Annotated in this window: 21 protein-coding genes; 7 read left to right on the plus strand and 14 right to left on the minus strand. The window is 69.4% G+C overall.

Annotation, left to right across the window (positions count from 1 at the left end):
- Positions 1-112: 112 nt before the first annotated feature.
- Positions 113-1075, minus strand: a complete 963-nt coding sequence (locus BKA15_RS08270) for a GlxA family transcriptional regulator (RefSeq protein ID WP_179749732.1) — start codon at positions 1073-1075, stop codon at positions 113-115.
- A gap of 86 nt (positions 1076-1161) precedes the next feature.
- Between BKA15_RS08270 and BKA15_RS08275 the strand changes: the two genes are divergently transcribed.
- Positions 1162-1401 carry a hypothetical protein gene (locus BKA15_RS08275; protein ID WP_179749734.1) on the plus strand — a complete coding sequence of 80 codons (240 nt, stop codon included), beginning with the start codon at positions 1162-1164 and terminating at the stop codon, positions 1399-1401.
- On the opposite strand, the gene BKA15_RS08280 is transcribed toward BKA15_RS08275, so the two are convergent.
- The 4 genes from BKA15_RS08280 to BKA15_RS08295 are packed head-to-tail and all read right to left on the minus strand — an operon-like array spanning position 1356 to position 3676.
- On the minus strand, positions 1356-1892 hold the full coding sequence (locus BKA15_RS08280; protein ID WP_179749737.1) for a DUF4245 domain-containing protein: 537 nt from the start codon (positions 1890-1892) through the stop codon (positions 1356-1358). The two genes, BKA15_RS08275 and BKA15_RS08280, sit on opposite strands and share 46 nt — an antisense overlap.
- Positions 1893-1902: 10 nt before the next feature.
- Entirely contained in the window at positions 1903-2817 is a 915-nt protein-coding gene (locus tag BKA15_RS08285) for an alpha/beta hydrolase family protein (protein WP_179749739.1), read from the minus strand.
- Between the two features lie 41 nt (positions 2818-2858).
- Positions 2859-3296 (minus strand): MarR family winged helix-turn-helix transcriptional regulator, encoded by a 438-nt coding sequence (locus BKA15_RS08290; RefSeq protein ID WP_312878869.1) that lies wholly within the window; start codon positions 3294-3296, stop codon positions 2859-2861.
- The gene (locus tag BKA15_RS08295; RefSeq protein WP_179749741.1) at positions 3293-3676 is read right to left on the minus strand and encodes a nuclear transport factor 2 family protein; all 384 of its coding nucleotides are present in this window, start codon (positions 3674-3676) and stop codon (positions 3293-3295) included. Before BKA15_RS08295 ends, BKA15_RS08290 begins: the two co-directional genes overlap by 4 nt.
- Positions 3677-3760: 84 nt before the next feature.
- On the opposite strand from BKA15_RS08295, the gene BKA15_RS08300 reads away from it, so the two are divergent.
- Complete coding sequence (locus tag BKA15_RS08300; RefSeq protein WP_179749743.1) at positions 3761-5170, plus strand: class II fumarate hydratase; 1410 nt, start codon at positions 3761-3763, stop codon at positions 5168-5170.
- Positions 5171-5860: 690 nt separating this feature from the next.
- Here the strand turns inward: BKA15_RS08300 and BKA15_RS08305 are convergent.
- Entirely contained in the window at positions 5861-7516 is a 1656-nt protein-coding gene (locus tag BKA15_RS08305; protein WP_179758328.1) for a glycoside hydrolase family 13 protein, read from the minus strand.
- Between the two features lie 65 nt (positions 7517-7581).
- On the opposite strand from BKA15_RS08305, the gene BKA15_RS08310 reads away from it, so the two are divergent.
- The 3 genes from BKA15_RS08310 (at position 7582) to BKA15_RS08320 (ending at position 11758) form a co-directional block, all read left to right on the plus strand.
- Complete coding sequence (locus tag BKA15_RS08310) at positions 7582-8784, plus strand: ROK family transcriptional regulator (RefSeq protein WP_179749745.1); 1203 nt, start codon at positions 7582-7584, stop codon at positions 8782-8784.
- Positions 8785-8862: 78 nt separating this feature from the next.
- Entirely contained in the window at positions 8863-10125 is a 1263-nt protein-coding gene (locus BKA15_RS08315) for an aspartate kinase (protein WP_179749747.1), read from the plus strand.
- Between the two features lie 748 nt (positions 10126-10873).
- Positions 10874-11758 (plus strand): phytanoyl-CoA dioxygenase family protein, encoded by an 885-nt coding sequence (locus BKA15_RS08320; protein WP_179749750.1) that lies wholly within the window; start codon positions 10874-10876, stop codon positions 11756-11758.
- Between the two features lie 42 nt (positions 11759-11800).
- On the opposite strand, the gene BKA15_RS08325 is transcribed toward BKA15_RS08320, so the two are convergent.
- The 6 genes from BKA15_RS08325 to BKA15_RS08350 form a co-directional block, all read right to left on the minus strand.
- Complete coding sequence (locus tag BKA15_RS08325; protein WP_218871129.1) at positions 11801-13252, minus strand: phytoene desaturase family protein; 1452 nt, start codon at positions 13250-13252, stop codon at positions 11801-11803.
- Positions 13249-14430 (minus strand): HTTM domain-containing protein, encoded by a 1182-nt coding sequence (locus BKA15_RS08330; protein ID WP_179749752.1) that lies wholly within the window; start codon positions 14428-14430, stop codon positions 13249-13251. The genes BKA15_RS08325 and BKA15_RS08330 overlap by 4 nt, the downstream gene beginning before the upstream one ends.
- Positions 14427-15194, minus strand: a complete 768-nt coding sequence (locus tag BKA15_RS08335) for a DUF5819 family protein (RefSeq protein WP_179749754.1) — start codon at positions 15192-15194, stop codon at positions 14427-14429. The genes BKA15_RS08330 and BKA15_RS08335 overlap by 4 nt, the downstream gene beginning before the upstream one ends.
- A gap of 135 nt (positions 15195-15329) precedes the next feature.
- Positions 15330-17366, minus strand: coding sequence for a choice-of-anchor G family protein (locus BKA15_RS08340; protein WP_179749756.1), 2037 nt, complete (start codon positions 17364-17366; stop codon positions 15330-15332).
- 509 nt (positions 17367-17875) lie between these two features.
- Positions 17876-19195: an RNA 5'-3' helicase PhoH2 gene (phoH2, locus tag BKA15_RS08345; RefSeq protein WP_246322711.1), complete on the minus strand. Its 1320-nt coding sequence runs from the start codon at positions 19193-19195 to the stop codon at positions 17876-17878.
- Positions 19196-19532: 337 nt separating this feature from the next.
- Positions 19533-20342, minus strand: a complete 810-nt coding sequence (locus BKA15_RS08350) for an isoprenyl transferase (protein ID WP_179749758.1) — start codon at positions 20340-20342, stop codon at positions 19533-19535.
- Between the two features lie 175 nt (positions 20343-20517).
- Between BKA15_RS08350 and trhA the strand changes: the two genes are divergently transcribed.
- Entirely contained in the window at positions 20518-21228 is a 711-nt protein-coding gene (trhA, locus tag BKA15_RS08355) for a PAQR family membrane homeostasis protein TrhA (protein ID WP_179749760.1), read from the plus strand.
- Here the strand turns inward: trhA and BKA15_RS08360 are convergent, their stop codons facing one another.
- Complete coding sequence (locus tag BKA15_RS08360) at positions 21229-21465, minus strand: AbrB/MazE/SpoVT family DNA-binding domain-containing protein (protein WP_246322296.1); 237 nt, start codon at positions 21463-21465, stop codon at positions 21229-21231.
- A gap of 66 nt (positions 21466-21531) precedes the next feature.
- Here BKA15_RS08360 and BKA15_RS08365 point away from each other — a divergent pair, with 66 nt between their 5' ends.
- The gene (locus BKA15_RS08365) at positions 21532-22608 is read left to right on the plus strand and encodes an alpha/beta fold hydrolase (RefSeq protein WP_179749762.1); all 1077 of its coding nucleotides are present in this window, start codon (positions 21532-21534) and stop codon (positions 22606-22608) included.
- Between the two features lie 58 nt (positions 22609-22666).
- Here the strand turns inward: BKA15_RS08365 and BKA15_RS08370 are convergent, their stop codons facing one another.
- Positions 22667-24670 (minus strand): thioredoxin domain-containing protein, encoded by a 2004-nt coding sequence (locus tag BKA15_RS08370; protein WP_179749764.1) that lies wholly within the window; start codon positions 24668-24670, stop codon positions 22667-22669.
- Positions 24671-24696 lie beyond the last annotated feature (26 nt).

Genomic DNA, 24696 nt, shown 5'->3' on the forward strand with positions numbered 1-24696 from the left:
ATCCGCAATCCCGCTGCTCCACCCCGCCAGGGCCGCTGCCGCGCGGTCAGGCGAAATCGATTTCAAGCTAACGTCGGGCGAATCCCGGTGTCAACCACTCGGCGGAGGGAATTCAGGCGACGAAGCGGCGCCGGTAGTCGGCGGGCGCCAGCCCGACCTGGCGCCGGAAATGATCACGCAGGACGACGGCCGAGTTGAACCCGACCCGCTCGGCGATCTGTTCGATCCCGAGATCGGACTCCTCCAGCAGGCTGCGGGCGGCCAGCACCCGTTGCTGGATCAGCCATTTGTGCGGCGTGGTGCCGACCTCGGCGGCGAACCGGCGGGCGAACGTCCGCTCGCTCATCATCGCCCGCTGAGCCAGCGAGGCGGCCGTGTGGTTCTGGTCGAGGTGGGCGGCCACCCAGGACAGCGTCGGCGCGAGGCTGTCGGCCGAACTCTCCGGCATCGGCAGGTCGATGAACTGCTGCTGGCCGCCGTCGCGGATCGGCGGGACCACCATCCGCCGGGCGATCTTGTTGGCCACCTTGGTGCCGAGTTCGGCCCGGACCAGGTGCAGCGAGGCGTCGATCCCGGCCGCCGTGCCCGCACTGGTGATCACCCGGCCGTCCTGCACGTACAGGGCGGTCCGGTCGAGTTTGATCTTGGGAAACGCTCGTTCCATGGCGTCGAAATACATCCAGTGGGTGGTGCAGGCCCGGCCGTCGAGGAGCCCGGCGGCACCGAGGGCGAAGGATCCCGAGCAGAGACTGAGGATCATGGCGCCCTCCTCGTGGGCGTCCCGCAGGGTCTGCAGCAGGGCCTGCGAATAGCCGGTCGGGGTTCGCGGCAGCGTGGCCGACATGATCACCAGATCACTGCCGGCCACGGCATCGAGGCCGTCGGTCGCGGTGATGGTGAACGGCGACAGGGTCTTGGTCTGCAGCGGCGTGCCGGGACGTTCCGTACAGACCCGGAAGTCGAGCGGCTCGATCCCGTTGTCGCGACGGTCCAGGCCGAACACTTCGGTCGCCAGGGCGAACTCGAACACGGACACCGGCTCGACCAGGAGGACGCTGACGGTACGTAGGGCCATGAGGTTCAGGATAGTGGCAGAAATCCTTCGCACGATGTCTGAACTGCCAATTGTGGCAGTAAACCTTCGGCAGAAGAATTATTGCCATGATCAGTCTTCTGGCCTTCGCGGTTCTGGTGGCGGCGATCATCGGCGTGCTCGAGTTCACCCGTCGGCGCCACCCCACCTTCCGTCCCGGGTACGACGAGCGCGGTGACCGGGACGCGCAACGACACGCAGCCGACCTCGCCGCCAGGGAGCCGGACGCCGAGGCTCCCGCATCCCGCGCGGAGGCCCGCTTTCAGCCCGCCTGCAGGGTTCCGGCGAACGCCTCCAGCACGGCGTAGTCCGTGTCGCCGACGATCACCGTACTGACCTCTTTGGTGATCAACACCAATGATCGGGTACGGCCATCGGCACTGACCCGCCGCTCCCAGGCGGTGTCGCCGAGCTTGCTCACACCGTCCGGCAGGCCCTCCCTGGTCTGCGGCCCGACGAGGGCGTCGGTGTCCGGGCTCTGATTCACCGCCAGGTAGATCCGCTCCGGCGACAGGTAGCCGATCTGCCAGAGCTGGCGCGGCGGCACACCGTCGTGGCCCTCGGGCTCCCAGGCGACCCGGGTCGCGATCCAGTCGGCCGGCAGGTTCGCCGGCGCCAGCACCGGGTAGGGGGCCTCCGCGCGGGCCTGGGTCAGCACCGGCACCGGGTCGATCGCCTCGACCGGATGATCATCGACGTTGCGGGTGAACAGGAACGAGATGATCAACAACGGCACCAGGATGATCAGCAGCGAGCGGATCATGTCGCCCGCGCTCGCCGGTCGCTTCTGCCGTGCCATACACCCATCCTCACAGACGCGAGCTTGCCGTCCCAAACGCTCCCAGGAAGGCGATCGCCCGGTCCAGCACCGGATCGGGCAGGTCGTGGCCGCAGTCGGGATGCAGCACGGTCAGCCGGTCCGCCGCACCCGTCGCCGCGAAGGCCGGCCGGGCCCGGTCGACCATCCGGGCCGCGCTGCGCCAGTCGAAGTTGGTGTCGCCCAGCGGCGCACTGATCAGCACGTCCCGCGGCGCCAGCGCGGCGAGCAGCTCGTCGAAGTCGAACGGCGGCAGCGCACCCGGCGCCAGCAGCGGCAGGTAGCGGTCCTGCCGCCAGCCGGCCAGATCGCCGCCCATGTAGTCGGCGAACGAGTCGAAGCCGCAGCTGGAGACGACGGCCCGGAGCCGCGGCTCGAACACAGCGGTGAAGATCGCGTTGTGGCCGCCCAGGGAGTGCCCCATCACCCCGTAGCCGCCGGCCGCCACCTCGGGCAGCTGGTCCAGCAGGTCCAGGCCGCGGATGTTGTCCCAGATCGCCTTCATCGTGCCGCTGACGTACCCGAGGGCGGGGAGGTCGGGTTGGTGGCCGGCCATCAGTGGGTACGCGGGAGCCAGGACCACGAACCCGGCCCCGGCCAGCCGGCGGCCGTAGTCGCGATTCCGGGCGCCGACCGGCTCCACCACGACGCGGTGGCCGATCGTGTGCTCGGTCGGGTGCAGCGCCAGCACGCCGGGCGCGGGCCGCCCGCCGCCCAGGGTGGCCTTCGGCAACAGCAGGTACGCCGGCGTCCGGCCGCCCGGTTCGGCCGAGTAGTTGATCAACCGGCGCAGGTAGCCGCCGCAGTCGACCTCGTCCACCACTTCGACGTCCAACGGGACCCGCCGGTCCGGTCCCGGCAGCGGCCCCATCAGCCGTTCCATCCGCTCGGTCAGGTCCTCGGCCATGCCCGCACGATAGTCCGCCATGATCACAAACCGACGCAGCATCATGAACCGGCCCGGCGGGCCCGGTCGAGCAGCCGGCGCAGCGACCGCCGCAGGTCCTGCCGCTGGCGCGGGGTCCAGTCCTCGGTCAGCTCGGCGAAGACCTGCTCCTGCCAGCGGTGCGCGGCCGCCAGCAGTTCCTCGCCGGCGCCCGTCACCGTGATCGTGCGACGCCTTCCGTCCTCGGCCGACCGGACCGGCGCGAGGTAGCCGGCGGCGGTCGCGTCCTTGATCATCCGGGAGGCGCCGGACTGATCGAGACCCAGTTCGGCGGCGACCTCGTTGACGCCGACCGGCGGCCGGTCCGCGAGCACCCGGACCGCCTCGGTGACCTGGACGCCCCGGCCGCGCCGGGCCAGTTCCCCGTCACCGGTCCCCCGGCGGGCCCAGTAGCGGACGAACTCGAACATCGTCTGACCGGGGCCCGGTCGGTCGGTCACGGGGTCTCGTCCAGCTCGGCGCAGATCAGGGCCAGGTCGAGGGCGGACCGCAGGTCGGGCAGCCGGAGCGCCGCGGAAACCCTTCCCCCGGTGCATCGGAAGACGGTGGCGACCCGGGTCGGCTCCTCGTCCGCGGGCCAGCGGGCGTCCTGCTCGACGACGAGGAACCGGTGGCCGACCGGATGCCAGGACCGGGCGGTCAGCGCGATCCCCGAGTGGTCGATCCAGTCGACGAAGTCGTCGGCGCTGATCCGGCCGGCGCCCTTCGGGCCGAGCACGACCACCGGATCGGTCACCGCAGCCCGGGCCGCCTCGGGTGAGCGGGAGTTCACCGCCTCGTGCCAGCGATTCACGGCCTCTTCCAACGTTGCTGTCGCCATGGTCCAGATTGTATGCGATTCGCATATACCTGGGTGCGGCCCGGCCCCCGACCCGTTCCGGACCGGCTGCGCCACAATGTCTGCATGACGACGACTTCCAGCGAACAGGACTTCCGGATCGAGCACGACACGATGGGCGAGGTGAAGGTCCCGGCCGCGGCGCTGTGGCGGGCCCAGACCCAACGTGCGGTGGAGAACTTCCCGATCTCCGGTACGCCGATCGAACCGGCCCTGATCGCTGCCCTGGCGCGGATCAAGGGCGCCGCCGCCCAGACCAACGCCAAGCTCGGTGTGCTCGACGCCGCGCTGGCCGACGCGATCATCGCGGCCGCCGCGGAGGTCGCCGAGGGCAAGCATGATCGGGAGTTCCCGATCGACGTGTTCCAGACCGGTTCCGGTACGTCGAGCAACATGAACACCAACGAGGTGATCGCCTCGCTGGCCAGTCGCGGCGACGTCGACGTACACCCGAATGATCATGTGAACGCGTCCCAGTCCAGCAACGACGTGTTCCCCAGCGCGATCCACATCGCGGCCACCGACGGCGTGATCAACACGCTGACGCCGGCGCTGCGCCACCTCGAGGAATCCCTGGCCGGCAAGGGACGTGAGTTCGCCGAGGTGGTCAAGAGCGGCCGTACCCACCTGATGGACGCGACGCCGGTGACACTGGGCCAGGAGTTCGGCGGCTATGCCGCGCAGGTGCGTTACGGGGTCGAGCGGCTCGAGGCGGCCCTGCCCCGGGTGGCCGAGCTGCCGCTGGGCGGCACTGCCGTCGGCACCGGGATCAACACGCCGGCCGGCTTCGCGCCGTCGGTGATCTCGATCATCGCCGAGCAGACCGGACTGCCACTGACCGAGGCCCGTGATCATTTCGAGGCGCAGGGCGCCCGGGACGGTCTGGTCGAGCTGTCCGGCGCACTGAAGACGATCGCGGTCGGCCTGACCAAGATCGCCAACGACCTGCGCTGGATGGGCTCCGGACCGAGGGCCGGGCTGGGCGAGATCGCGCTGCCGGACCTGCAGCCGGGTTCGTCGATCATGCCGGGCAAGGTCAACCCGGTGCTCTGCGAGGCGACCCTGATGGTCTGCGCGCAGGTGATCGGCAACGACGCCGCGGTGACCGTGTCCGGCGCGGCCGGCAACTTCGAGCTCAACGTGATGCTGCCGGTGATCGCCCGCAACGTGCTGGAATCGATCCGGCTGCTGGCCAACGTGAGCCGGTTGCTGGCCGACCGTTGTGTCTCCGGCATCGTCGCGAACGCGGACCACTGCCGCACGCTGGCCGAGTCGTCGCCGTCGATCGTGACGCCGCTGAACCGCTACATCGGGTACGAGAACGCCGCCGCGGTCGCCAAGCAGGCCCTGAAGGAGGGCCGCACCATCCGCGAGGTCGTGATCGACTCCGGCTACGTCGCCGACGGCAAGCTCACCGAGGAGCAGCTGGACCAGGCCCTCGACGTCCTCTCCATGACCCGCCCCCCGCAACCCTGAACATCCGCCGACCGGTCACAAAAGCAGCGGTTTTTGCGGCGTGTCGCTGCAGTGGTGACCGGTCGGCGAGAGGTTCGGGGCCTGGGACCTGCGGGCCGGGCCGGGCATGAGCGATCAGCGGGAAGGTCGAGCCCGGAACCTGCAGGCCGGACCGGACTCGCGGGTCGCAGGGCAGCCTGATCGCGGGTACCCAGCCGTAAATACTTGCGTTGACCACCCGCCTGATCGGCTGAGTGACCGAAATCCAGCCGACTTCGCCTATCCGGACCCGAGAAGTGCCCTTCCTGCGCGAAGTCGGCTGGACTTCGGTCACGCAGCCGGTAAGCACTCGCCAGGGCCGCGGTCAGGCCCGGGAATCTGCGAGCCGAACCGGGCTCGAAGCCGAGACCCTGGTCGAGCCCTGGGACTGGCAAGCGCGCCGGCCGCGGCCTGGCATAGACCCAGCCGGCTGAACCGGACTCGCGAGCAACCGGCGCGCAGACCACCCTCGGGCGCAGGAGGCCCGAAGCGGCCCCGATCGGCGCGAACCACGGCCGAGCTCGGACCCAGCCGACCGGACGGATTCACGAGCGACCCGCAGGCGACCCTTGAGCCAGACCTAGCCAACCGAACCCGGACTCACGGGTGACGACGGACCGCGGTCGAGCCCAGCCACCCCGGACCAGGTCCGCGGGGCGGCCGGCGGCGACGTCAGGCCGGGCGGGTCCAGATCGTCGTCGCGCCGGGGAGTTCGTCGCCGTCGAGCGGAGAGCTGGAAAGCAGCACCTCGTCCGCGGTAAGCGGGTAGGGCTCCGACCCGAAGTTGCTGACGCAGGTCCACCCGTTCGGGCGGCGGAAGGCGAGCACGTCCTCCCGACCGGTGTCCAGCCAGGTCAGCGACTCCTCGGCCTGCAGCTCGCGGCGCAACCGGAGCGCGGCCCGGTAGAGCGCCAGCGTCGAGTCCGGATCCCGGTCCTGGACCTCGACCGCGAGCCCGGCGAACCAGTCAGGCTGCGGCAGATGGGCGGGTCCGCTGCCGAAGCCGTACGAACTCCCGGTGGCGGTCCAGGGCAGCGGTACCCGGCACCCGTCCCGGCCGATCTGCTCGCCGCCGCTGCGGAAGAAGGCCGGGTCCTGCCGCTGGTCGGCGGGGATCCCGGCCACCTCGTGCAGGCCCAGTTCCTCACCCTGGTAGAGATACGCGCTGCCCGGGAGGGCCAATTCGATCAAGGTCGCAGCCCGGGCCCGGCGCAGGCCGAGCTCTCGGTCCAGCTTCGGTTCGGTGCCGCCGCTGCGCAGCCAGTCCGCGCCGTGCTTGGCGATCACCGAGTCCGGGTCTTTGGCGCCGAGCGGCGGAAGTCCGTACCGGGTCGGGTGCCGAACCACGTCGTGGTTGGACAGCACCCAGGTCGTCGACGAGCCGGACCGGGCGGCGAGCTCGAGGTTCTCGGTGATCACGGTGCGGAAGGACGGAGCGTCGTAGTCGGACTGCAGCAGGTCGAAGTTGAACGCCTGGCCGAGTCCCTCCGCGCTCGCGTACGACGGCCGCCGGTCCGCGTCCACCCAGGCTTCGGCGACCGCGGTTCGCGGCGGCGTGTACTCGTTGAACACCGCGCGCCATTCGGCGTAGATGTCGTGCACCTCGTCGCGGTCCCACAGCGGGTGCTGCCCGGCGCCCGTTCGGGTACGCAGCTCGGACCAGGGCGGCAGTTCGACGGGCAGCCGCTTGGCCAGGCCGTGCGCGACGTCCACCCGGAACCCGTCCACACCGCGATCGGACCAGAACCGCAACGTGTGCAGGAAGTCCGCCCGGACCTCGGGGTTGTCCCAGTTCAGATCCGGCTGCTCCTTGGCGAACAGGTGCAGATACCACTGGCCATCGCCGACCGGCTCCCAGGCCGGGCCGCCGAAGATCGACGGCCAGTCGGCCGGCGGCTCGCTGCCGTCCGGGCCCAGGCCGTCGCGGAAGATGTAGCGCGCCCGGGCCGGCGAACCCTTCGGCGCGGCCAACGCCTCCCGGAACCAGACGTGCCGATCGGAGCTGTGGTTGGGCACCAGGTCGATGATCATCTTCAGACCGATCTCGTGCAGCCGGGCGGTCAACTCGTCGAAGTCGGCCAGGGTGCCGAGCAGCGGGTCCACGTCGCGGTAGTCGTCGACGTCGTACCCGCCGTCGGCCAGCGCCGACGGATAGAACGGGCTGAGCCAGACAGCGTCGACACCGAGCTTCCGCAGGTGATCGATCCGGTTGATCACACCGCGAAGATCACCGATGCCGTCACCGTTCCCGTCGGCGAAGGAGCGTGGATAGATCTGGTACACGACGGCCTGCCGCCACCAGCTGTGGTCGGTCTGGGCGTTGATCATGGAATCGGTCACCGAATAAATGTAGATTCTAGATTTACATCCCGCAACAAGCGGAGGAGGCGCTCGTGACGAACCCGTCGGCGGCAACGTCGCCTCAGCTGTTGCGACAGCTGAATGCCGGCCTGGTGGTGCGCCACGCCCTCACCTCGGGCCCGTTCACCGCGGCCGACGTCATGGCGGCCACCGGGCTGACCCGGTCCACCGCGCTGCAGATCTGCGACCGGTTGGCTGCCGGAGGCTGGCTCGCCGAACTGGACGACGCGCGTGCCGCGGGCGAGTACCGCAAGGGCCGGCCGGCCCGGCGCTATCGCCTCCGGCCGCGGCACGGACACCTGGTCGCCGTCGACGCCGGTCTGCACCGCATCGTCGCCACCGTGGCCGATCTCACCGGTGCCGAACTGTCCCGGGCGGAGCGGGCCGTCGGCCCGGAGACCTCTCCGCGCCGGCGCGGCACGGCGGTACGGGCGGCCGTCGATGCCGCACTCGCGCGGTCAGGCACCACGCCCGGCACGGTCTTCGTCACCGTACTCGGCGTGCCGGCCCCGGTCGACGAGGCCGGCGATTCTCCGGCCGGCCATGAGTTCTGGGCCAGAATGAATCCCGGCCTGACCGGCCGGCTCGACGGGTACGGCCGGGTCGTGGTGGACAACGACGCCAACCTGGCGGCGCTGGCCGAGCGGGCCCGGGGCGCCGGCCAGGACAGCGCCTCGTTCGCGGCCCTGGTCTGCGGCGAGGCCTTCGGGGCCGGGCTGATCGTCGACGACCGGTTGATCCGGGGCCGCGGCGGCGGTGCCGGCGAACTCCGGCTGCTCGACCTGGTGACCGGCGTCGGCTCGGTGGCCGGGCTGGCGACACTCGCCCGGGACGGCGCGGCCAAGCTGCTCGCCGCGGGCAGGGTTCCGGCCGGTTCCCCGCTCGCTCGCCGTACCGCGCAGACGGTCACCGCCGACGACGTCTTCGCCGCGGCCGCCGCCGGGGACCGGGCCGCGCTCGGGCTAGCCCGCCGGCTCGGCGACCGGCTGGCCCGCGTTGTCCTGGTGCTGGGCAGCCTGCTCGACCTGGAGCGGGTGATCATCACCGGGGCGCTGGCCGCCTCCGTACAGCCGGTGATCGACCGTGCCGCCGCAACGCTGCGCGACCTGTCGCCGGCGCCCGCTCCCGACCTGCTCGCCTCCCCGCTCGGCGACGCAGGGGTGCTGATCGGCGCCGTCGAACGCGGCCTTACCGAGGTGCGCGCACGGCCGCTCGACTTCGCTCCCTTCTCATGACCGATAATTCACAGCGGGCAACAAAAGAATTTCCTGTAGCGTCCCAGTCTCCAGGATTCAGACAGAAGGAGTTCCTGCGTGTCGCGCATCGTGCAAAAGTTCGGTGGTTCGTCCGTTGCCGATGCCGACAGCATCAAGCGGGTCGCCAAGCGGATCGTCGCGACCCGGCAGGCCGGGCATGACGTGGTGGTGGTGATCTCGGCCATGGGCGACACCACCGACGAACTGATGGATCTGGCCCTGCGGGTCTCGCCGCGGCCCGCGCCGCGCGAACTCGACATGCTGCTGACCGCGGGCGAGCGGATGAGCGCAGCACTGCTGGCAATGGCGATCGCCGATCTCGGCATGACCGCCCGGTCGTTCACCGGCTCGCAGGCCGGCGTGATCACCACTGCGAACCACGGCAACGCGCGGATCATCGACATCACGCCCGGCCGGATCGTGTCGGCCCTCGAGGAAGGTGACGTCGTGATCGTGGCCGGCTTCCAGGGCGTCAGCCAGGACACCAGGGACGTCACCACGATCGGCCGCGGCGGCTCGGACACGACGGCGGTCGCGCTCGCCGCCTCGCTCGCGGCCGATCACTGCGAGATCTACAGCGACGTCGACGGCGTCTTCACCGCCGACCCGCGGATCGTGCCGAAGGCGCGGCACCTGACCGAGATCAGCTACGAGGAGATGTTGGAGCTCGCGGCGTGCGGCTCCAAGATCCTGCACCTGCGGTGCGTCGAGTACGCCCGCCGGGAACGGATCCCGGTCCATGTCCGCTCCGCGTTCACCACCAGGGAAGGCACCTGGGTGACCGATCTCCGGGACGACGGCACCGAGCGGCCGGTGATCGCCGGGGTGGCGCACGACGTCGGCGAGGCCAAGATCACCATCGTCGGCGTACCGGACCGGGTCGGCGAGGCGGCCCGGATCTTCCAGGAGATCTCCTCGATCGACGTCAGCATCGACATGATCGTGCAGAACGTCTCCGCCGTCGCCACCGAACGCACCGACATCTCCTTCACCCTGCCCAAGACCGACAGCCGCGCCGCCGTCGAGGCCCTCACCGGAATCCAGCAGGAGGTCGACTTCGCCGACCTGCTGTACGACGACCAGATCGGCAAGGTCTCCATCGTCGGCGCCGGCATGCGCTCCCACCCGGGCGTCTCCGCGACGTTCTTCGCCGCCCTCGCCGAAGCCGGGATCAACCTCGAGATGATCTCCACCTCCGGCATCCGGATCTCGGTCGTGATCGACGACCAAGACGTTCCCCGAGCCGTCCGAGCCGCCCACACCGCCTTCGGCCTCGACGCCGACCAGGAGGCCACCGTCTACGCCGGCACCGGCCGCTAACCCCGCCGACCAGTCACCAAAGCAGCTGTTTTTGCGGCGTGTCGCTGCGTTTGTGACCGGTCGGCGGCGCTGAAAGGCGGTAGGTCGGCCGAGGCGCGTTCGCCGATCGGCTGGGTGCAGAACCGGGGCCCGCCGGCCGATCGGCTGGGTGCAGAACCAGGGGCCCGCCGGCCGATCGGCTGGGTGCAGAGCCTGGGGCCCGCCGGCAGGCCGATCAGCGTGCGAAACGGGTCCGGTCGCCGATCACCCTCCGCAGCCGCTTTCCGGCCGAGACCCCCGGGTCTGGGTTGATTCCCGCGATGCCTCGACTGCGGGCCTGTCGCGATTTCACTGCTGATGGAGCGCTGGGACCGATTTCAACGATGAACCATCCGGTGGGAAGAGGAATCGCGACATCGGCCCACGGTCGCGGCGGCCGCTGGTCATCAAGATCAACCGTGTCAGCCGGCATCGGCGCAAGCCGCGCCAACGCTCCGCGCGGAGGGCGGATCAGTCGAGTGGTCCCGAGGATAGGCCGGAGGGTCCTGCCCGTACCGCGTCGGGCAGCCGCGGGCAGGCCGGCGCATCGCGCGCCGGATGCCGATCCAAACCGCCCATCCAGACCTCCGCCCTCAGATCGACCGGTCACTTCTGCAGCGACACGCCGCCAAAACCGCTGCTTTGGTGACTGGTCGGCGGGATTTTGGGGAGGGTTCCGGTGGGCGGGAATCTCGGGTACGGGCGGGGCGGAGTCGCTTAGCGTCGTGTCATGGGTGAATACCGAGTACTCACTGACGAGCAGGTGGAACACTTTCTTGATCATGGTTACGTCGTGATCAACGACTGCTTCAGCGAGGAGGCGGCCGCTGAGCTGACCGGGTCGATCTGGACCAGGCTCGGCTACGACCCCGACGACAAGGCGACCTGGGCGCAGCCGTCGATCCACATGCCGAGCCATCGGCGGTTCGATGTCCGGGACTTCGCGCCGAAGGCCTGGGACGCGGTCTGCGATCTGGTGGGCGAGGAGCGGATCGCGAAGCCGTACCGGTGGAGTGACGCGTTCATCGTCAATCTCGGCGAGGGCGCGGATCGGCCGTGGGTCGACGCGTCGGCCGAGGTCGGCGGCTGGCACAAGGACGGCGACTTCTTCCGGCACTTCCTCGACTCGCCCGAGCAGGGCCTGCTGACGCTGGTGCTCTGGTCCGAGGTACGGCACCAGGGCGGCGCCACGTTCGTGGCCGCCGATTCGGTCGGGCCGGTGGCGCGCTACCTCGCCGACCATCCGGAGGGCGTGCTGCCGACCGAGTTCCCGATCAAGGACCTGGTCGGCCAGTGCACGGAGTTCGTCGAGGCCACCGGCAAGGTGGGCGACGTCTTCCTGTTGCACCCGTACGTCCTGCACGCCAAGGCGCAGAACGTGCTCCGGCTGCCCCGCTACATCACCAATCCGCCGGTCCACCTGACCGAGCCGATGCGGTTCGATCGCGAGGACCCGGCCGACTTCTCGCTGCTCGAGCGCGCGGTGCTGCGCGGGCTCGGCGTCGACTCCTACTCGTTCCGCGCGACGGGTCCGCGGGAGTCGGTCGTACCGGAGCGGGTGCGGCGGCAGGAGCGGATGAAGGCCGAGGAGGAGCAGCGGCTGGCCGCGGGCTGAGGTCCCGCGAGCAAGATCATCGGGCTTGGCCCTTCGACAGGGTCAGGGCGCGAGATCGACGTCGGCGCGGTGGCCGAAGGTTCCGCGCAGGGCGGCCAGGGCGGCCCGGTAGCCGCCCATGCCGTGCACGCCGGGGCCCGGCGCGGTCGCCGACGAGCACAGGTAGCAGTCGGTCCGGCCGATCCGCCACGGGTTGGCGGTGAGCATCGGCCGGGCCAGCGTCTGGGCCGTGGTCAGCGCGCCGGCGTAGATGTCGCCGCCGAGATAGTTCGGGTTCTCCCGTTCGGCGTCGGCGGCGGTTCGGGCGGTCGAGGCGATGATCGTTTCGGTGAAGCCGGGCGCGTGACGCTCCAACTCGGCGGTCACGATCGGGGTCGGGTCGACGGTGCAGCCGTTCGGCAGGTGCGCGTACGCCCACAGGACATGGCGTCCGGCCGGTGCCCGACCATGATCGAATCGGGTCGGTTCGCTGGCCAGCACCATCGGGTGCTCGGGGATCCGTCCCCGGTGTACGGCGAGCTCGGCGGTGGCCAGTTCTCCGGCGGTGCCGGACAGGTGGACCGTCGACGCGCGCCCCAGTTCGGGATCGCGCCACGGGACCGGTTCGGAGAGCAGGAAGTCCACCTTGCCGACCGCCGGACCGGGGCGGAACCGCGCCGCCCGCCGACGGTAGGAACCCGGCAGCAGGGATCCGGCGATGGTGATCAGGTCCCAGACCGAGGTGTCGAAGATCATCGCGTCCACCGGCGGCAGCTCGCTGACCGACCGGACTCGCTGCCCGGTGATCACCTTCCCGCCGTGCCCCTCAAGATCACGAACGAGCGCCTCGGTGATCTTGTACGAGCCGCCGACCGGGATCGGCCAGCCGACGGTGTGGGCATAGGTCGCCAGGGTCAGGCCGGTGAGCGTGGTGCTCAGCGCCGACAGCGGCTGGCTGGCATGCCCGGCCACCCCGGAGAAGAGGTCGGCCGCGTCGCCGCCGAGCAGCCGCGCCGCCCGCACCGGCTGCCACTGGCCGGCCGCGCGCAGGCCGAACGTGATCGCGGCGCCCGGACGGCGCGGCGCCAGCAGCGGGTGATCGGAGGTGAGCTCGGTGATCGCGGCGAACCGGTCGGTCAGCGGCCGGAACACCCGGCGCCAGCCGGCTCCGTCCCGGCCGAGCCGGTCCACGGTCGTCGCGAGATCCGAGTACGCCAGCACGGCCGCGCGGCCGGCCCGCGGCTGACCGTACGCGATCTCCGGGGTGACGAAGTCGACCCGCTCGGCCAGCCCGAACCTGCGGAAGAACGGCGACGCCAGGGCACCGGGATGGACCGCCGAACAGACGTCGTGCCAGCTTCCGGGCTCGATCAACTCCGCGGTCCGGGTGCCGCCGCCGGGCCGGTCGGCGGCCTCGTACACGGTGACGTCCAGGCCGGCGCGAGCGAGCGTGACGGCCGCGGCCAGGCCGTTCGGGCCCGCGCCGATGATTGCTACCGAACTCAGCGGGATCAACCGCCCCCGGGCTGCGTCTGGTGCTCCAGCCTCCTGGTCAGGCCCGCGTCGGCGAGCTCTCGCGGCTGGTCGATCACCACGCCGATCGGCTCCTCCTCCGGAGCGGGCCGGCGGACTTCTGATCTTCGCCAGGCCCGCTTCACGAACGCCGCCATCCGGCGCCAGCTGACGTCCCGGATGAAGATCGAATCGATCGCGATCATGGCCAGCGAGAACCACGGCAGGCCCATCAGGACGGCGATCCCGATGTGGAAGCTGAGGATCCCGATCAGGCCGATCACCCGGCTGATCCGGTTCAGCAGCATCATCGGGAAGCACATCTGGATGATGATCGAACTCCACGAGATTACTGTCACCGCCGGCGCCCAGGTGGTGAGCAGATCGCTCAACTCGGGCCAGGGCCCGAAGCGCTCGACGTGCAGCGGGTTGTAGATCGCGTAGCCCTCCTGCCACGGCTTTCCGCCGGCCTTGTAGAGCGCTCCGGACGCGTACACCATGCAGACGTGCAGGGTCATCGAGACCAGCACCAGATTGTGGCTGATGTTGGTCAGCCACTCCGGCAGCAGCCGCTCCCCCTGCCAGACCCGCACCACGAAGTTCTTGGCCGGGTCCACGGTGACCCGGGCCCGGCGCCGCGAGTCCAGCGACCAGCGGCTGGCGGAGTCGGCGAAGATCAACGAGAGCAACGCGATCCGGTACATGTTGTCGCCCTGGTCGCTGGCCGCATCGTTCAACTCGATGAAGCTGACCCAGCCGATGAAGAAGACCGGCAGGGTGAGCCGGGTCCGCCAGCCGAGCAGCACCGCGACGGCCAGCAGGAGCAAGATCACGTAGCCGGCGGTGAACGCAGCGTCGTTGAGCTGGATCCGGTGGAACAGGCTGAACAGCCAGACGTGCGGCAGCAGGCTGGACGGCTCCGCGGTCTCGCCGGACCAGGCGACACCGCTGCCGAACGTGTAACGGAAGGTGGTGAGGTTGGTCAGCAGCAGCCCGATGCCGGTGGCGCCGAGCAGCATCCGGGTGACGGCGATCCCGTACCGCGCGCGCTTGGCGTCGGTGAGCCAGTGCTCGACGAACCCGCCACCCCGGTTGGCCAGCCGGCGCAACACCCGCACCAGCCCGATGATCACATTCTCGACGAACCGGACACACCGGCCGAGAGTCCCTGCCAGATTCATTGCCCGGACTCCCTCAGCGCCTTGCGGAACGTCTCGGTGAATGCGCTCCTGGACTGGCCGGGCTCCTCGAGTGGACCGCGCCAACCGGTCTTGACGATCTTGGGTTTGGGCCGTTTCGCGTTCGGATCGTTACGCCGGTCGAACGGGATCACGTTCTGCCGGCTGACCTCGTACTGGACCCGGACCACTTCGCCCGGCCAGACCGCATAGGCGACCTGGGTGGCGTACGCGGTCGCCCGGCGCTCCACCTCGAGATAGTCGTCCAGGTCCGGATCCTTGCCCTGCTTGATCAGGTCGCCGCGCAGCCGGTCCGACCAGTCGGCGCCCTTGTAGTAGCTGAGCGCGACGATCCGGTGATGACCGTTGCCCAGATCGTCGTACGCGCCCTTGTAGCGCGAGGCCAGCTCGGTCGCGAGGATCGCGGCCCGCGGCGGAAAGAGGTGGTGGGTGGACATCGCCAGTTCGGCTTTGGTGGCGTCGATCCACTTGCTGGTCTTCTCCTCGCCGTCCTGGACCACGACGGCGCGAACCCGCAACCGGTAGTCGCCGTTGATCGGCTCGGGGGCGAAGACGCTCCAGCTCTGTCCGAACAGCGGAACCATGTAGCTGCGGAGCAGGTCGCCGGGAAGGATCTGCCGCAGCCCGGAGGCGGGGGCGATCCAGAGGAAGGTCGCGAAGATGTGCCAGGCGGTGAACGCCGCCAGCACGATCAGCGTCACTCGCCGGAGAACGGGACGCTTGGCGGCTGTGGGCCGGTCGGTCATTGTTGTGTTCTACTCCCCGCGCGGTGCCGGCACCAGTGGGGACCGGCGATCATGAGCAAGGATTCGGCCCCTCGCACGAGGTGCGAGGGGCCGAATCTGTTGATCATCCGGAGATGATCATGTGGAGGTCATACCTCACAGGGCGGACCCATTGCGACGGATCCGGCCGACCACAACGGTCGACGCACCGGCGAGCACCAGGGCACCAGCGCCGGCCAGCAGGCCGAGCGACAGGTTGGAACCGGTGTTCGGCAGCTCTCCATCGCCACCGTTGCCGTCGGCAGCGGCCGCGTAATCAGCGGCAGCGTCGTCGTCGGCAGCGGCGTCATCATCAGCAGCGGCATCGTCGTCAGCAGCGGCATCATCATCAGCAGCGGCATCGTCGTCAGCAGCGGCATCATCATCAGCAGCGGCATCGTCGTCAGCAGCAGCGTCATCATCAGCAGCGGCATCGTCGTCAGCAGCAGCGTCATCATCAGCAGCGGCATCGTCGTCAGCAGCAGCGTCATCATCAGCAGCAGCATCGTCATCAGCAGCAGCGTCATCATCAGCAGCAGCGTCATCATCAGCAGCGGCATCGTCGTCAGCCGAAGCGTCCGGGTCAGCAGCAGCGTCGTCGTCAGCCGAAGCGTCGACCTCGCCGGTGGCGTCAGCCTGGCGAACCGTGGCCGAGGCCAGGCTCACCGTTGCCAGCGGCTCTTCGCCCGGCAGCGCAGTGATCTTGATCGCGCGCTGGGTGAAGGAACCCTCCGTGACAGCGGCCGGCTTCAGCTGGGCAGAGCCCTCTTCGCCGGTCGCACCCGGGTGAGTGAACTCGCCCGGATCTTCCTGAACGTTGACGACGATCGACAGCAGGTTCTCCGCAACAGCGTCGAACACCGGCGTGATCGCTTCCTTGATCGCCTCGACCAGCGGCCGGAAGACCGTGTCGAGTGCGCCACCCACCTCAGGATCGGTCAGCCGGTCGTAGACCAGCTTCACCGCATCCTGAACGGCCGGCAGGATCGTCTCGTTGAGCACGGGCTCCAGCAGACCCAGAACCGTACCGGTGATCCCGTCACCCTCGACCACGAACTCGATCGCGGGCTCCTGCGTCCCGACCAGCTGGCCCAGGGTGCCCTCGAGCGTCGCCGTGAAGGCGCCGCCGACACCAGGAACCGGAACCGGCAGGGTGGCCTCACCCTTGATCTCGATCTTGATCTCGGTGCTGTTCAGCGTGTCCGCGATCGCCTCAGCGGCCGCGGCCGGGATCTGGTCGAGCAGGGTGCCGATGGCCCCGTCGAGCGCAGCCTGGATCAGCTGCGGATCGACGATCTCGGTGTTCGGATCGAGGCCGTTCAGCGTTCCGTAGAACTTGTCGCCCGGCTTCGAATCCTTGACCAGCTTGGCCAGGTCGATCGTCAGTGCGCCCTCGGAGAGGTCAATGCCCACCGCGCTGTTCTCGTCGGTGATGGCCTCTTCGAGCGCAGACTCCAGAGCGGCCTTCAGGTCGACCTCCAGGTCGACCGTGACCTCAACGTTCGCGACACCGAGACCGCTGACCGCAGCCAGCGCCTGCTCGACGATCGGCGTCACCGTGTCGGACAGGTTGTTGACCGGATCAGACAGCTGATCGGCCGTCTCGGACAGCTTGGCTGCGATCTCCGCAACAGCCGGGCTCTCGATCCACAGCTTGCCGTCGGCAACCTGGTAATCGCTGGAGATCTCGCCGTTCTCGTCGTACGTCGCCGAAGCGGACAGTGCGCCCAGTTCGACACGCAGCTTCGAGATCAGCTCGGCGACGCCGGCATCGTCGAGGGTCCCGGACAGGTCGACGTACGCGTTCTCGTCGCCGGCCGGAGCCTCGTCGTTGTTCGGCGCGACAGCGATGGAGCCGTCGTCGTTGATCGCACCAGCGGAGGCGAACGGAGCGCCGTCCTCACGGGTGGAGGCGTACTGCCCCAGGATCCCAGCGCCCAGCACGTCGCTCGCACTTCCGAGCTGAATGCCATTGCCCAGATCGAGGTTGAGGCTCTTCAGTACCGTCGCATCCAGGGGGTTCTGGACGGCACCGGGAGCGCTCGGGTAGCCGCTGTACGCGGCCTCGAGCTCGGCGATGTCGTTGAGATTGATGGAGCCGCCACCGCTGAGAACACGCCCTTCAGCTTCTGACGTGTCCGTTGGCAGTGCCACTGCGGGTGCAGCGGTCCAAGCGGTCAAGACCGCCCCAACCGCTACGGCAGCAGCAGCGAGACGCGTTTTACCGCGCCAATTTCGCGACATACTTCTCCCTACCTGTTGACCAGGAGCGCCCAGCATGCGGGAGCCCCAAACGGATCTGTCTCAGGAACGGGAGCAAGTCGCGAGGACATGGCTCCGCCAGTTCCCCCAAGACAGTGATTTTGAAGGCCCACAGTTTTGCCGCCGCCCCCCCAGGCATTTGAACCCACTGGCGAGCCTTCGGGGACGAAGCTATCGGTACGCACACAGGGCAGCAAGGAGGTCTCGCCCCCGTTACCAATTCGTTATCAAAGTTTCTCAGGAATCTGTCCGCGGCCTTATCACAACCATGATCAACGACCCAACTCGGGCACCCCGACCTTGATCAAGAACTCGCCCCCCTCGACGAGGATTTTCGCTACGGGTACGGAGATCCCGGCGATCCTGCGTCGAGGGGGCGAGGTCGAATGATCATTCCTCGATCAAAGCTGAACGTCCTCAAGCATCTCGGTCACCAGAGCGGCGATCGGAGAACGTTCGGAGCGGTGCAGCGTGACGTGCGCGAACAGCGGATGGCCCTTGAGCTTCTCGACCACCGCGACCACCCCGTCGTGCCGGCCCACCCGCAGGTTGTCCCGCTGCGCGACGTCGTGGGTCAGCACCACCTTGGAGTTCTGCCCGATCCGGCTCAGCACCGTGAGCAGCACGTTGCGCTCCAGCGACTGCGCCTCGTCGACGATCACGAACGCGTCGTGCAGCGACCGGCCCCGGATGTGGGTCAGCGGCAGCACCTCGAGCAGGTTCCGGGCCAGCACCTCCTCGATCACGTTCCGCGAGGTGAGCGCACCCAGCGTGTCGAACGTGGCCTGGGCCCAGGGCGCCATCTTCTCCCCCTCGGTCCCGGGCAGGTAGCCGAGATCCTGGCCGCCGACCGCGTACAGCGGCCGGAACACGACCACCTTGGAGTGCTGGTTGCGCTCCAGCGCGGCCTCCAGCCCGGCGCACAGCGCCAGCGCGGACTTGCCGGTGCCGGCCCGGCCGCCGAGCGAGACGATGCCGATCTCCGGATCCAGCAGCAGATCGAGCGCGACCCGCTGCTCGGCCGACCGGCCGCGGATGCCGAACGCCTCCAGGTCCGGTTTGATCAAGGTCAGCTGCTTGCCCGGGGTGACCCGGCCCAGCGCCGTACCGGAGCCGCCGACCAGCACCACGCCGGTGTGGCAGGGCAGTTCGCGGACCTCGTCGCAGTCGACCGTGCCCTCGGCATACAGCCGGTCGACGACCGCGCCGTCGACCTCGACCTCGGCCATCCCGGTCCAGCCGGACTCGACGGCCAGCTCCGCCTCGTACTCCTCGGCGGGCAGGCCGACCGCGGACGCCTTGATCCGCATCGGCAGGTCCTTGGAGATCAGCGTGACGCGATGCCCCTCAGCGGACAGGTTGAGCGCGACCGCGAGGATCCGCGAGTCGTTGTCGCCGAGCCGGAAGCCGGCCGGCAGCACGTCGGGATCCGTGTGGTTCAGTTCGACATGGATCGTGCCGCCGTGATCATTGGCCGGCACCGGTCGGTCCAGCTGGCCGTACTTGATCCGCAGGTCGTCCAGATACCGCAGGGCGGCGCGAGCGAAATAGCCGAGTTCGGCGTGCTGACGTTTCGCCTCGAGTTCGGTGATCACCACCACGGGTAGGACGACGTCGTGCTCGGCGAACCGGCGCATGGCCTGGGGATCGCTGAGCAGGACGGAGGTATCGATGACGAAAGTACGGCGGGTGCCCTCAGAGCCTCCTTGATCGGTGGCCAGCTGCTGGTGTGAGTCGTTGACTGACACGATCGCTCTCCTCGGGGGCCGAACACGATCACCGCTCCGGCCCCACTGGCTAGGTGGTTGGCCGGAAGTGATCGACTCCCGGATCCGATCCCGCGGCTCTCCTGGCCGCGATGAACGACCCGGGTTGTCGGTCTGCCGAACGGCGCATCGCTCGCCTCCCGTACGGGCCACAGGCACATGTCCCGCACTCAGAAATGTACGTCGCCGACACCACGACTCTCTAGAGCCACGCCGCTTCCGGCGCGATCGGTGAGACGTGTTCACCTCGGCGTAACACGATCACCATCCGGCTGCGGGAACTATCCGTCGCCTACCGGCCGAAGCGTCGCTCGCGCTGCCCGTACGAGCGCAGGGCCCGGATGAAGTCCACCTTGCGGAAGTCGGGCCAGAGGGCCTCGCAGAAGTAGAACTCGCTGTGCGCCGACTGCCACATCAGGAAGCCGGACAGCCGCTGTTCGCCGGAGGTCCGGATGATCAGGTCCGGGTCCGGCTGGCCGCGAGTGTAGAGATGCTCGGCGATGTGCTCGATCTCCAGCGTCTCGGCCAGTTCCTCGATCGGCGTGCCGGCCCGGGCGTGCTCGGCCAGCAGCGACCGGACGGCGTCGCGGAGCTCGTGCCGGCCCCCGTACGACACCGCGACGTTGACCAGCAGGCCGGAGACGTCGTCGGTGGTCCGGGCGGACGCCTTCATCCGTTGCGCCGACTCGGCCGGCAGCAGGTCCAGTGCACCGACCAGGTGCACCCGCCAGCGCCGGGTCGCGGCCATGTCGGCCACCATCTGCTCGATCACCTCGAGCAGCGGCCGCAGTTGCTCGGTGCTGTTGCGGGAGAAGTTGTCGGTGGACAGCACCCAGAGCGTGACCAGCGGGATCCCGATCTCGTCGCACCAGTCGACGAACTGCATCAGTTTGTCGGCCCCGGCCCGATAGCCGGCGACCAGCGACTCGCCGGGCGCATTGGCCCTGGCCCAGCGCCGGTTGCCGTCGGCGAGCACGGCGACATGCTGCGGCAACCGGTTGCGGTCGAGTTCGGCGACCAGCCGGTGCTCGTAGGTCGAGTAGAGCAGCCCCGAGGGATGCAACCGGTCCACGAACTCGCGCAGCCGGTCGAATCGCACCATATTCGGCAGCGTATCCGCAGTCGCTGTGCCGCGCCCGTGCCGGCCCGAAGACCGGTCGGATTTTGCTTTCTTGCCCTCTCGTTTAGGCTGTAACCTACGGGACCGTAACTTTGGTCGGGCAGAATCGCTGCCCGCAGCACCAAACCGGCGCGCCACGACTCGGAGGACCACAGCGATGAGCACGACTCGGACCGATCCCGATCTCGAGCCGGACCGGACCGCCGGCGACCAGGTCGCCGAGGTGATCCGGCAGGTCAAGCCGAAACTGCGCGGCTGGCTGCACGCCGGCATGACCCCGCTCGCCGCGGCCGCCGGGATCGTGCTGATCTGGCTGGCGCCGACCGCGGCCGGCAAGGTCGGCGGTGCCGTCTTCCTGGCCGCGTCACTGCTGCTGTTCGGCACCAGCGGCCTCTATCACCGGTTCCACTGGGGCCCGACCGGCGACGCCGTGCTGCGGCGGATGGACCACGCCAACATCTACGTCTTCATCGCCGCGACCTACACCCCGCTGGCGTTGATCATGCTGACCGGCACGTCCCGGGTCGTCCTGCTGAGTGTGATCTGGAGTGCCGCCTTGGGCGGGCTGCTGTTCCGGCTGTTCTGGCTGTCGGCGCCACGCTGGCTCTACACCGGCCTGTACATCCTGATGGGCTGGGCCGCCGTCGGCTGGCTCGGCGCGTTCTATGCCGCGGGCGGGGCCGCCGTCGTCGCCCTGGTCGTGGCCGGCGGCCTGTTCTACACGCTGGGCGCCGTGGTGTACGGGAAGAAATGGCCGGACCCGTCGCCGCGCTGGTTCGGCTTCCACGAGATCTTCCACTCGTTCACGATCGCCGGGTTCGCGGTGCACTACATCGCGATCTCGTTGATCACGTACGCGGCGGGCTGATTACTCCTCGGTGTCCTGCTGGACGGCGAGGACGCCGCGGGCGAAGCGCTGGAACCGCTCGTTGTCGACCAGCGCGATCCCCTGCGCCTTGTCGACCAGGACCAGCAGCGTGTCGCCAGCCTCGAGCCCGAGCAGGTCACGGGCGTCCTTGGGGATGACGATCTGGCCCTTCTCCCCGATCTTCACGGTGCCCACGATGTAGCGACCGTCCGGCCCCTCGATCATCTTCCCGGCCATGAACCACCCTCCCTGACGTACTGGTAGCCTAAGTGTAACTTTTCCTACTTGTGCGGGAAGGTGGACATGGCCAAGAAGCGCTGGATCGTGCTGGGGATCGGCGGAGCCCTGGTCCTCGGGCTGGTGGCGGTCGCCGCGACGTACGTCGACCAGAACACGAACTACACCGAACGCGACGCCGAGCAGCTGGCCCGGGCGGGCGTCACGACCAAGATCACGACGATCGGCGGTCACCAGACCCATTACGCGGAAGGCCCGGACAACGGGCCGCCGCTGCTGCTGATCCACGGCCAGGGCTCGCAATGGGACGACTACGCCAAGGTGCTGCCGACCTTGATCAACTCGCACCATGTGTTCGCGATCGACGTGTACGGGCACGGCCGCTCGGCCCGGCTGCCCGCGCAGGACTACACCGCGGTACGGATCGGCACTTTGATCGCGGAGTTCATGGAGCAGGAGCTGGGCGGGCCGGCCATGGTCTCCGGCCACTCCTCCGGCGCCCTGCTCGCCGCCTGGCTGGCCGCCAACCGGCCCGACCTGGTCAGCGGGGTGCTGCTGGAGGATCCGCCGTTCTACTCCTCGATCATGCCGCGGGCCGCGAAGACGACCGGCGGGGCGATCTTCTCGATCACCCGCGACTTCCTGGCCCAGACCGAGGAGCGCGACTTCCAGCGCTACTTCATCGAGCACGGCGACTACTTCGCCTTCTTCGGCCCGGCGAAGACCCAGATCGAGACGTACGCACTCGGCTATCTCGATGATCATCCGGGCGAGCCCCTGGAGATCTTCTTCCTGCCGCCGATGGTCAACGTCTTCTTCCGCGGGCTGGTCAACTACGACCCGGCCTTCGGCGCGGCGTGGTTCGACAACCATTGGTACGAGGGTTACGACACCGACACCGTACTGAAGTCGATCAAGGTGCCGACGGTGCTCCTGCACACCAACTACTTCCAGCAGAGCACGGGCAGCTACTACCAGAACGGCGTCCTGATGGCGGCTATGGACGGCGACGAGAAGGAGCGCACGCTCGGGCTGCTGTCCAACGAGGAACTGGTCGAGATCGCCTCCGGCCACCTGGTCCACTTCGAACGCCCCGACGCCTACCTGGACGCCTTCGCCCGCCTCACCGCCCGTGTCCCCTGACCCGGAACCGGACAGCGTGGAAATCCCTGCCGCGTCCGGTGGCACCGAGGTTCCACGGTCACGGGCTGGCCAGGGCCTCGGTGAGGTCGGCGACGGTGGTGACGGGCAGCCGGCAGAAGAAGTTGCGGCAGACGTACGCGGTCGGGCGGTTGTCGATCATGGTCCGCTGCTCCAGCAGGGCGAAGCCGGCCAGGTCCGGCGGTCCGGCCAGGACGACGGACCCGGCCGGGGCGAGCCGCCAGGCCGCTTGGCGCAGGCCGATCGTGTCGGGATGGTCCGGCGGCCCGGCGATCGCGACCTCGACCGGCGGCGCCGCCGTCCGGCTGATCGCGTCGGCGAGCAGCCAGCCCGCGAATCGAGGCGCGGCCGTGATCAACCCAGCGGCAGAGGCGGCGGCCCGCTCAGCCCGTTCGGCATAGTCCGTTCGTCCGGTCAGCTCGGCCAGCAGGGTGAGCGCGTGGACGGCGGCGCTGAGCCCTGACGGGGTCGCGTTGTCGGTCGGGTCCTTCGGCCGCAGATACAGCCGCTCGGCCTCGGCGGCCGTGTCGTAGAAGCCGCCGGAGCCGTCGTCGAACGCGGTGATCATCCGGTCGGCCAGCCACTCAGCTCGGATCAGCCAGTCGGCGTCGGCTCCCGCGGCGGCGAGTCGGGTGGCCGCCTGGCACAGCGCCGCGTAATCCTCCAGCACCGCCGCGGCGGTGCCGACCCGGCCCTCCCGCGAGCTGCGGCGCAGGCCGTCGTCGACCAGGTGCACCCGCCAGACCAGGTCGGCCGCGTGCCGGGCCACCTCGAGCCAGTCCGGCCGGTCCATGATCATCGCGGCCTGCACCAGCGCGTCGATCGCCCAGCCGTTCCAGGCGGTGATGATCTTGTCGTCGCGGCCCGGCCGGGGCCGCTCGGAGCGGGCGTCCGCGAGCCGGCGGCGGACGTCGGCCAGCCGAACCGGATCCTGGTCCACCGGCAACTGCAGCGTCGAGGCCCCCTCCTCGAACGTGCCGTTCGCGGTCACGACGAAGACCTCGGCCGCCCAGTCCGCGTCCTCCGGTCCCAGCACATCCCGCAGTTGCTCCGGAGTCCAGGCGTAATAGGCACCTTCCCGCAGCCTGCCTTCGGCGTCGGCGGAATCCGCGTCGAGGCTGGAGGCGAAGCCGCCCTCCGGCGTCCGCAGCTCGGTGAACAGCCAGTCGACCAGGTCGGTCGCGACCCGCTCCGCCAGCGGCGAGCCGGTCCGGCGCCACCAGCCGACGTAGTTGCCGAGCAGCAGCGCGTTGTCGTACAGCATCTTCTCGAAGTGCGGCACCACCCAGCTGCTGTCGACGCTGTACCGGGCGAACCCGCCGGCGAGTTGATCATGGATGCCGCCGCGGGCCATCGCCTCCAGCGTCCCCTCGACCATGATCATCGCGTCCGGGTCGTCCGACCGCAGCAACGCTTCCACGACCAGGGACGGCGGGAACTTCGGCGCCGTACCGAATCCGCCGCGCTCCCCGTCGTAGTCCCGCCGCAGGGTCGCGATCGCCTGCGCCACCTCCTCGGCTCCGGCCTGGCCGGCCAGGTCGGGCCGTGCGCCGGCGAGTTGATCACTGATCGAGCCGGCCGCCGTGACGAGTTCCTCCCGGCGATCCCGCCATGCCTCCCCGATCGCCTGCAGTACTTGCGGAAACGACGGCAGCCCGCCGCGCGGCGCGGGCGGGTAATAGGTGCCGGCGAAGAACGGGCTCCGGTCCGGCGTCAGGAACACCGTCATCGGCCAGCCGCCCTGCCCGGTCAGCGCCTGCGTGGCCTGCATGTAGACGGCGTCGACGTCCGGCCGCTCCTCCCGGTCCACCTTGACCGCCACGAACCCGGAGTTGATCATGGCCGCGATCCGCTCGTCCTCGAACGACTCGTGCGCCATCACGTGACACCAGTGGCAGGCCGCGTAGCCGACCGACAACAGCACCGGGACCTCCCGCCGAGCCGCCTCGGCGAACGCCTGGTCGCCCCACTCCCACCAGTCGACCGGGTTGTCCGCGTGCTGCAGAAGGTACGGGGAGGTGCTGTCGGCAAGACGATTGGCCATGACACCGACCGTAACGCGCCCGCCCG

The sequence above is a fragment of the Microlunatus parietis genome (assembly GCF_013407955.1).
GTDB lineage: Bacteria > Actinomycetota > Actinomycetes > Propionibacteriales > Propionibacteriaceae > Microlunatus > Microlunatus parietis.

What these genes read in the sequence shown, in the direction of transcription:
- BKA15_RS08365 (WP_179749762.1), top strand. Translation starts at nt 21,532, where the DNA reads ATGGCCAAGAAGCGCTGGATCGTGCTGGGGATCGGCGGAGCCCTGGTC.
- BKA15_RS08275 (WP_179749734.1), top strand. Translation starts at nt 1,162, where the DNA reads ATGATCAGTCTTCTGGCCTTCGCGGTTCTGGTGGCGGCGATCATCGGC.
- BKA15_RS08300 (WP_179749743.1), top strand. Translation starts at nt 3,761, where the DNA reads ATGACGACGACTTCCAGCGAACAGGACTTCCGGATCGAGCACGACACG.
- BKA15_RS08330 (WP_179749752.1), bottom strand. Translation starts at nt 14,430, where the DNA reads ATGAATCTGGCAGGGACTCTCGGCCGGTGTGTCCGGTTCGTCGAGAAT.
- BKA15_RS08335 (WP_179749754.1), bottom strand. Translation starts at nt 15,194, where the DNA reads ATGACCGACCGGCCCACAGCCGCCAAGCGTCCCGTTCTCCGGCGAGTG.
- BKA15_RS08350 (WP_179749758.1), bottom strand. Translation starts at nt 20,342, where the DNA reads ATGGTGCGATTCGACCGGCTGCGCGAGTTCGTGGACCGGTTGCATCCC.
- BKA15_RS08285 (WP_179749739.1), bottom strand. Translation starts at nt 2,817, where the DNA reads ATGGCCGAGGACCTGACCGAGCGGATGGAACGGCTGATGGGGCCGCTG.
- BKA15_RS08320 (WP_179749750.1), top strand. Translation starts at nt 10,874, where the DNA reads ATGGGTGAATACCGAGTACTCACTGACGAGCAGGTGGAACACTTTCTT.
- BKA15_RS08270 (WP_179749732.1), bottom strand. Translation starts at nt 1,075, where the DNA reads ATGGCCCTACGTACCGTCAGCGTCCTCCTGGTCGAGCCGGTGTCCGTG.
- BKA15_RS08280 (WP_179749737.1), bottom strand. Translation starts at nt 1,892, where the DNA reads ATGGCACGGCAGAAGCGACCGGCGAGCGCGGGCGACATGATCCGCTCG.
- BKA15_RS08295 (WP_179749741.1), bottom strand. Translation starts at nt 3,676, where the DNA reads ATGGCGACAGCAACGTTGGAAGAGGCCGTGAATCGCTGGCACGAGGCG.
- trhA (WP_179749760.1), top strand. Translation starts at nt 20,518, where the DNA reads ATGAGCACGACTCGGACCGATCCCGATCTCGAGCCGGACCGGACCGCC.
- BKA15_RS08370 (WP_179749764.1), bottom strand. Translation starts at nt 24,670, where the DNA reads ATGGCCAATCGTCTTGCCGACAGCACCTCCCCGTACCTTCTGCAGCAC.
- BKA15_RS08305 (WP_179758328.1), bottom strand. Translation starts at nt 7,516, where the DNA reads ATGATCAACGCCCAGACCGACCACAGCTGGTGGCGGCAGGCCGTCGTG.
- BKA15_RS08360 (WP_246322296.1), bottom strand. Translation starts at nt 21,465, where the DNA reads ATGGCCGGGAAGATGATCGAGGGGCCGGACGGTCGCTACATCGTGGGC.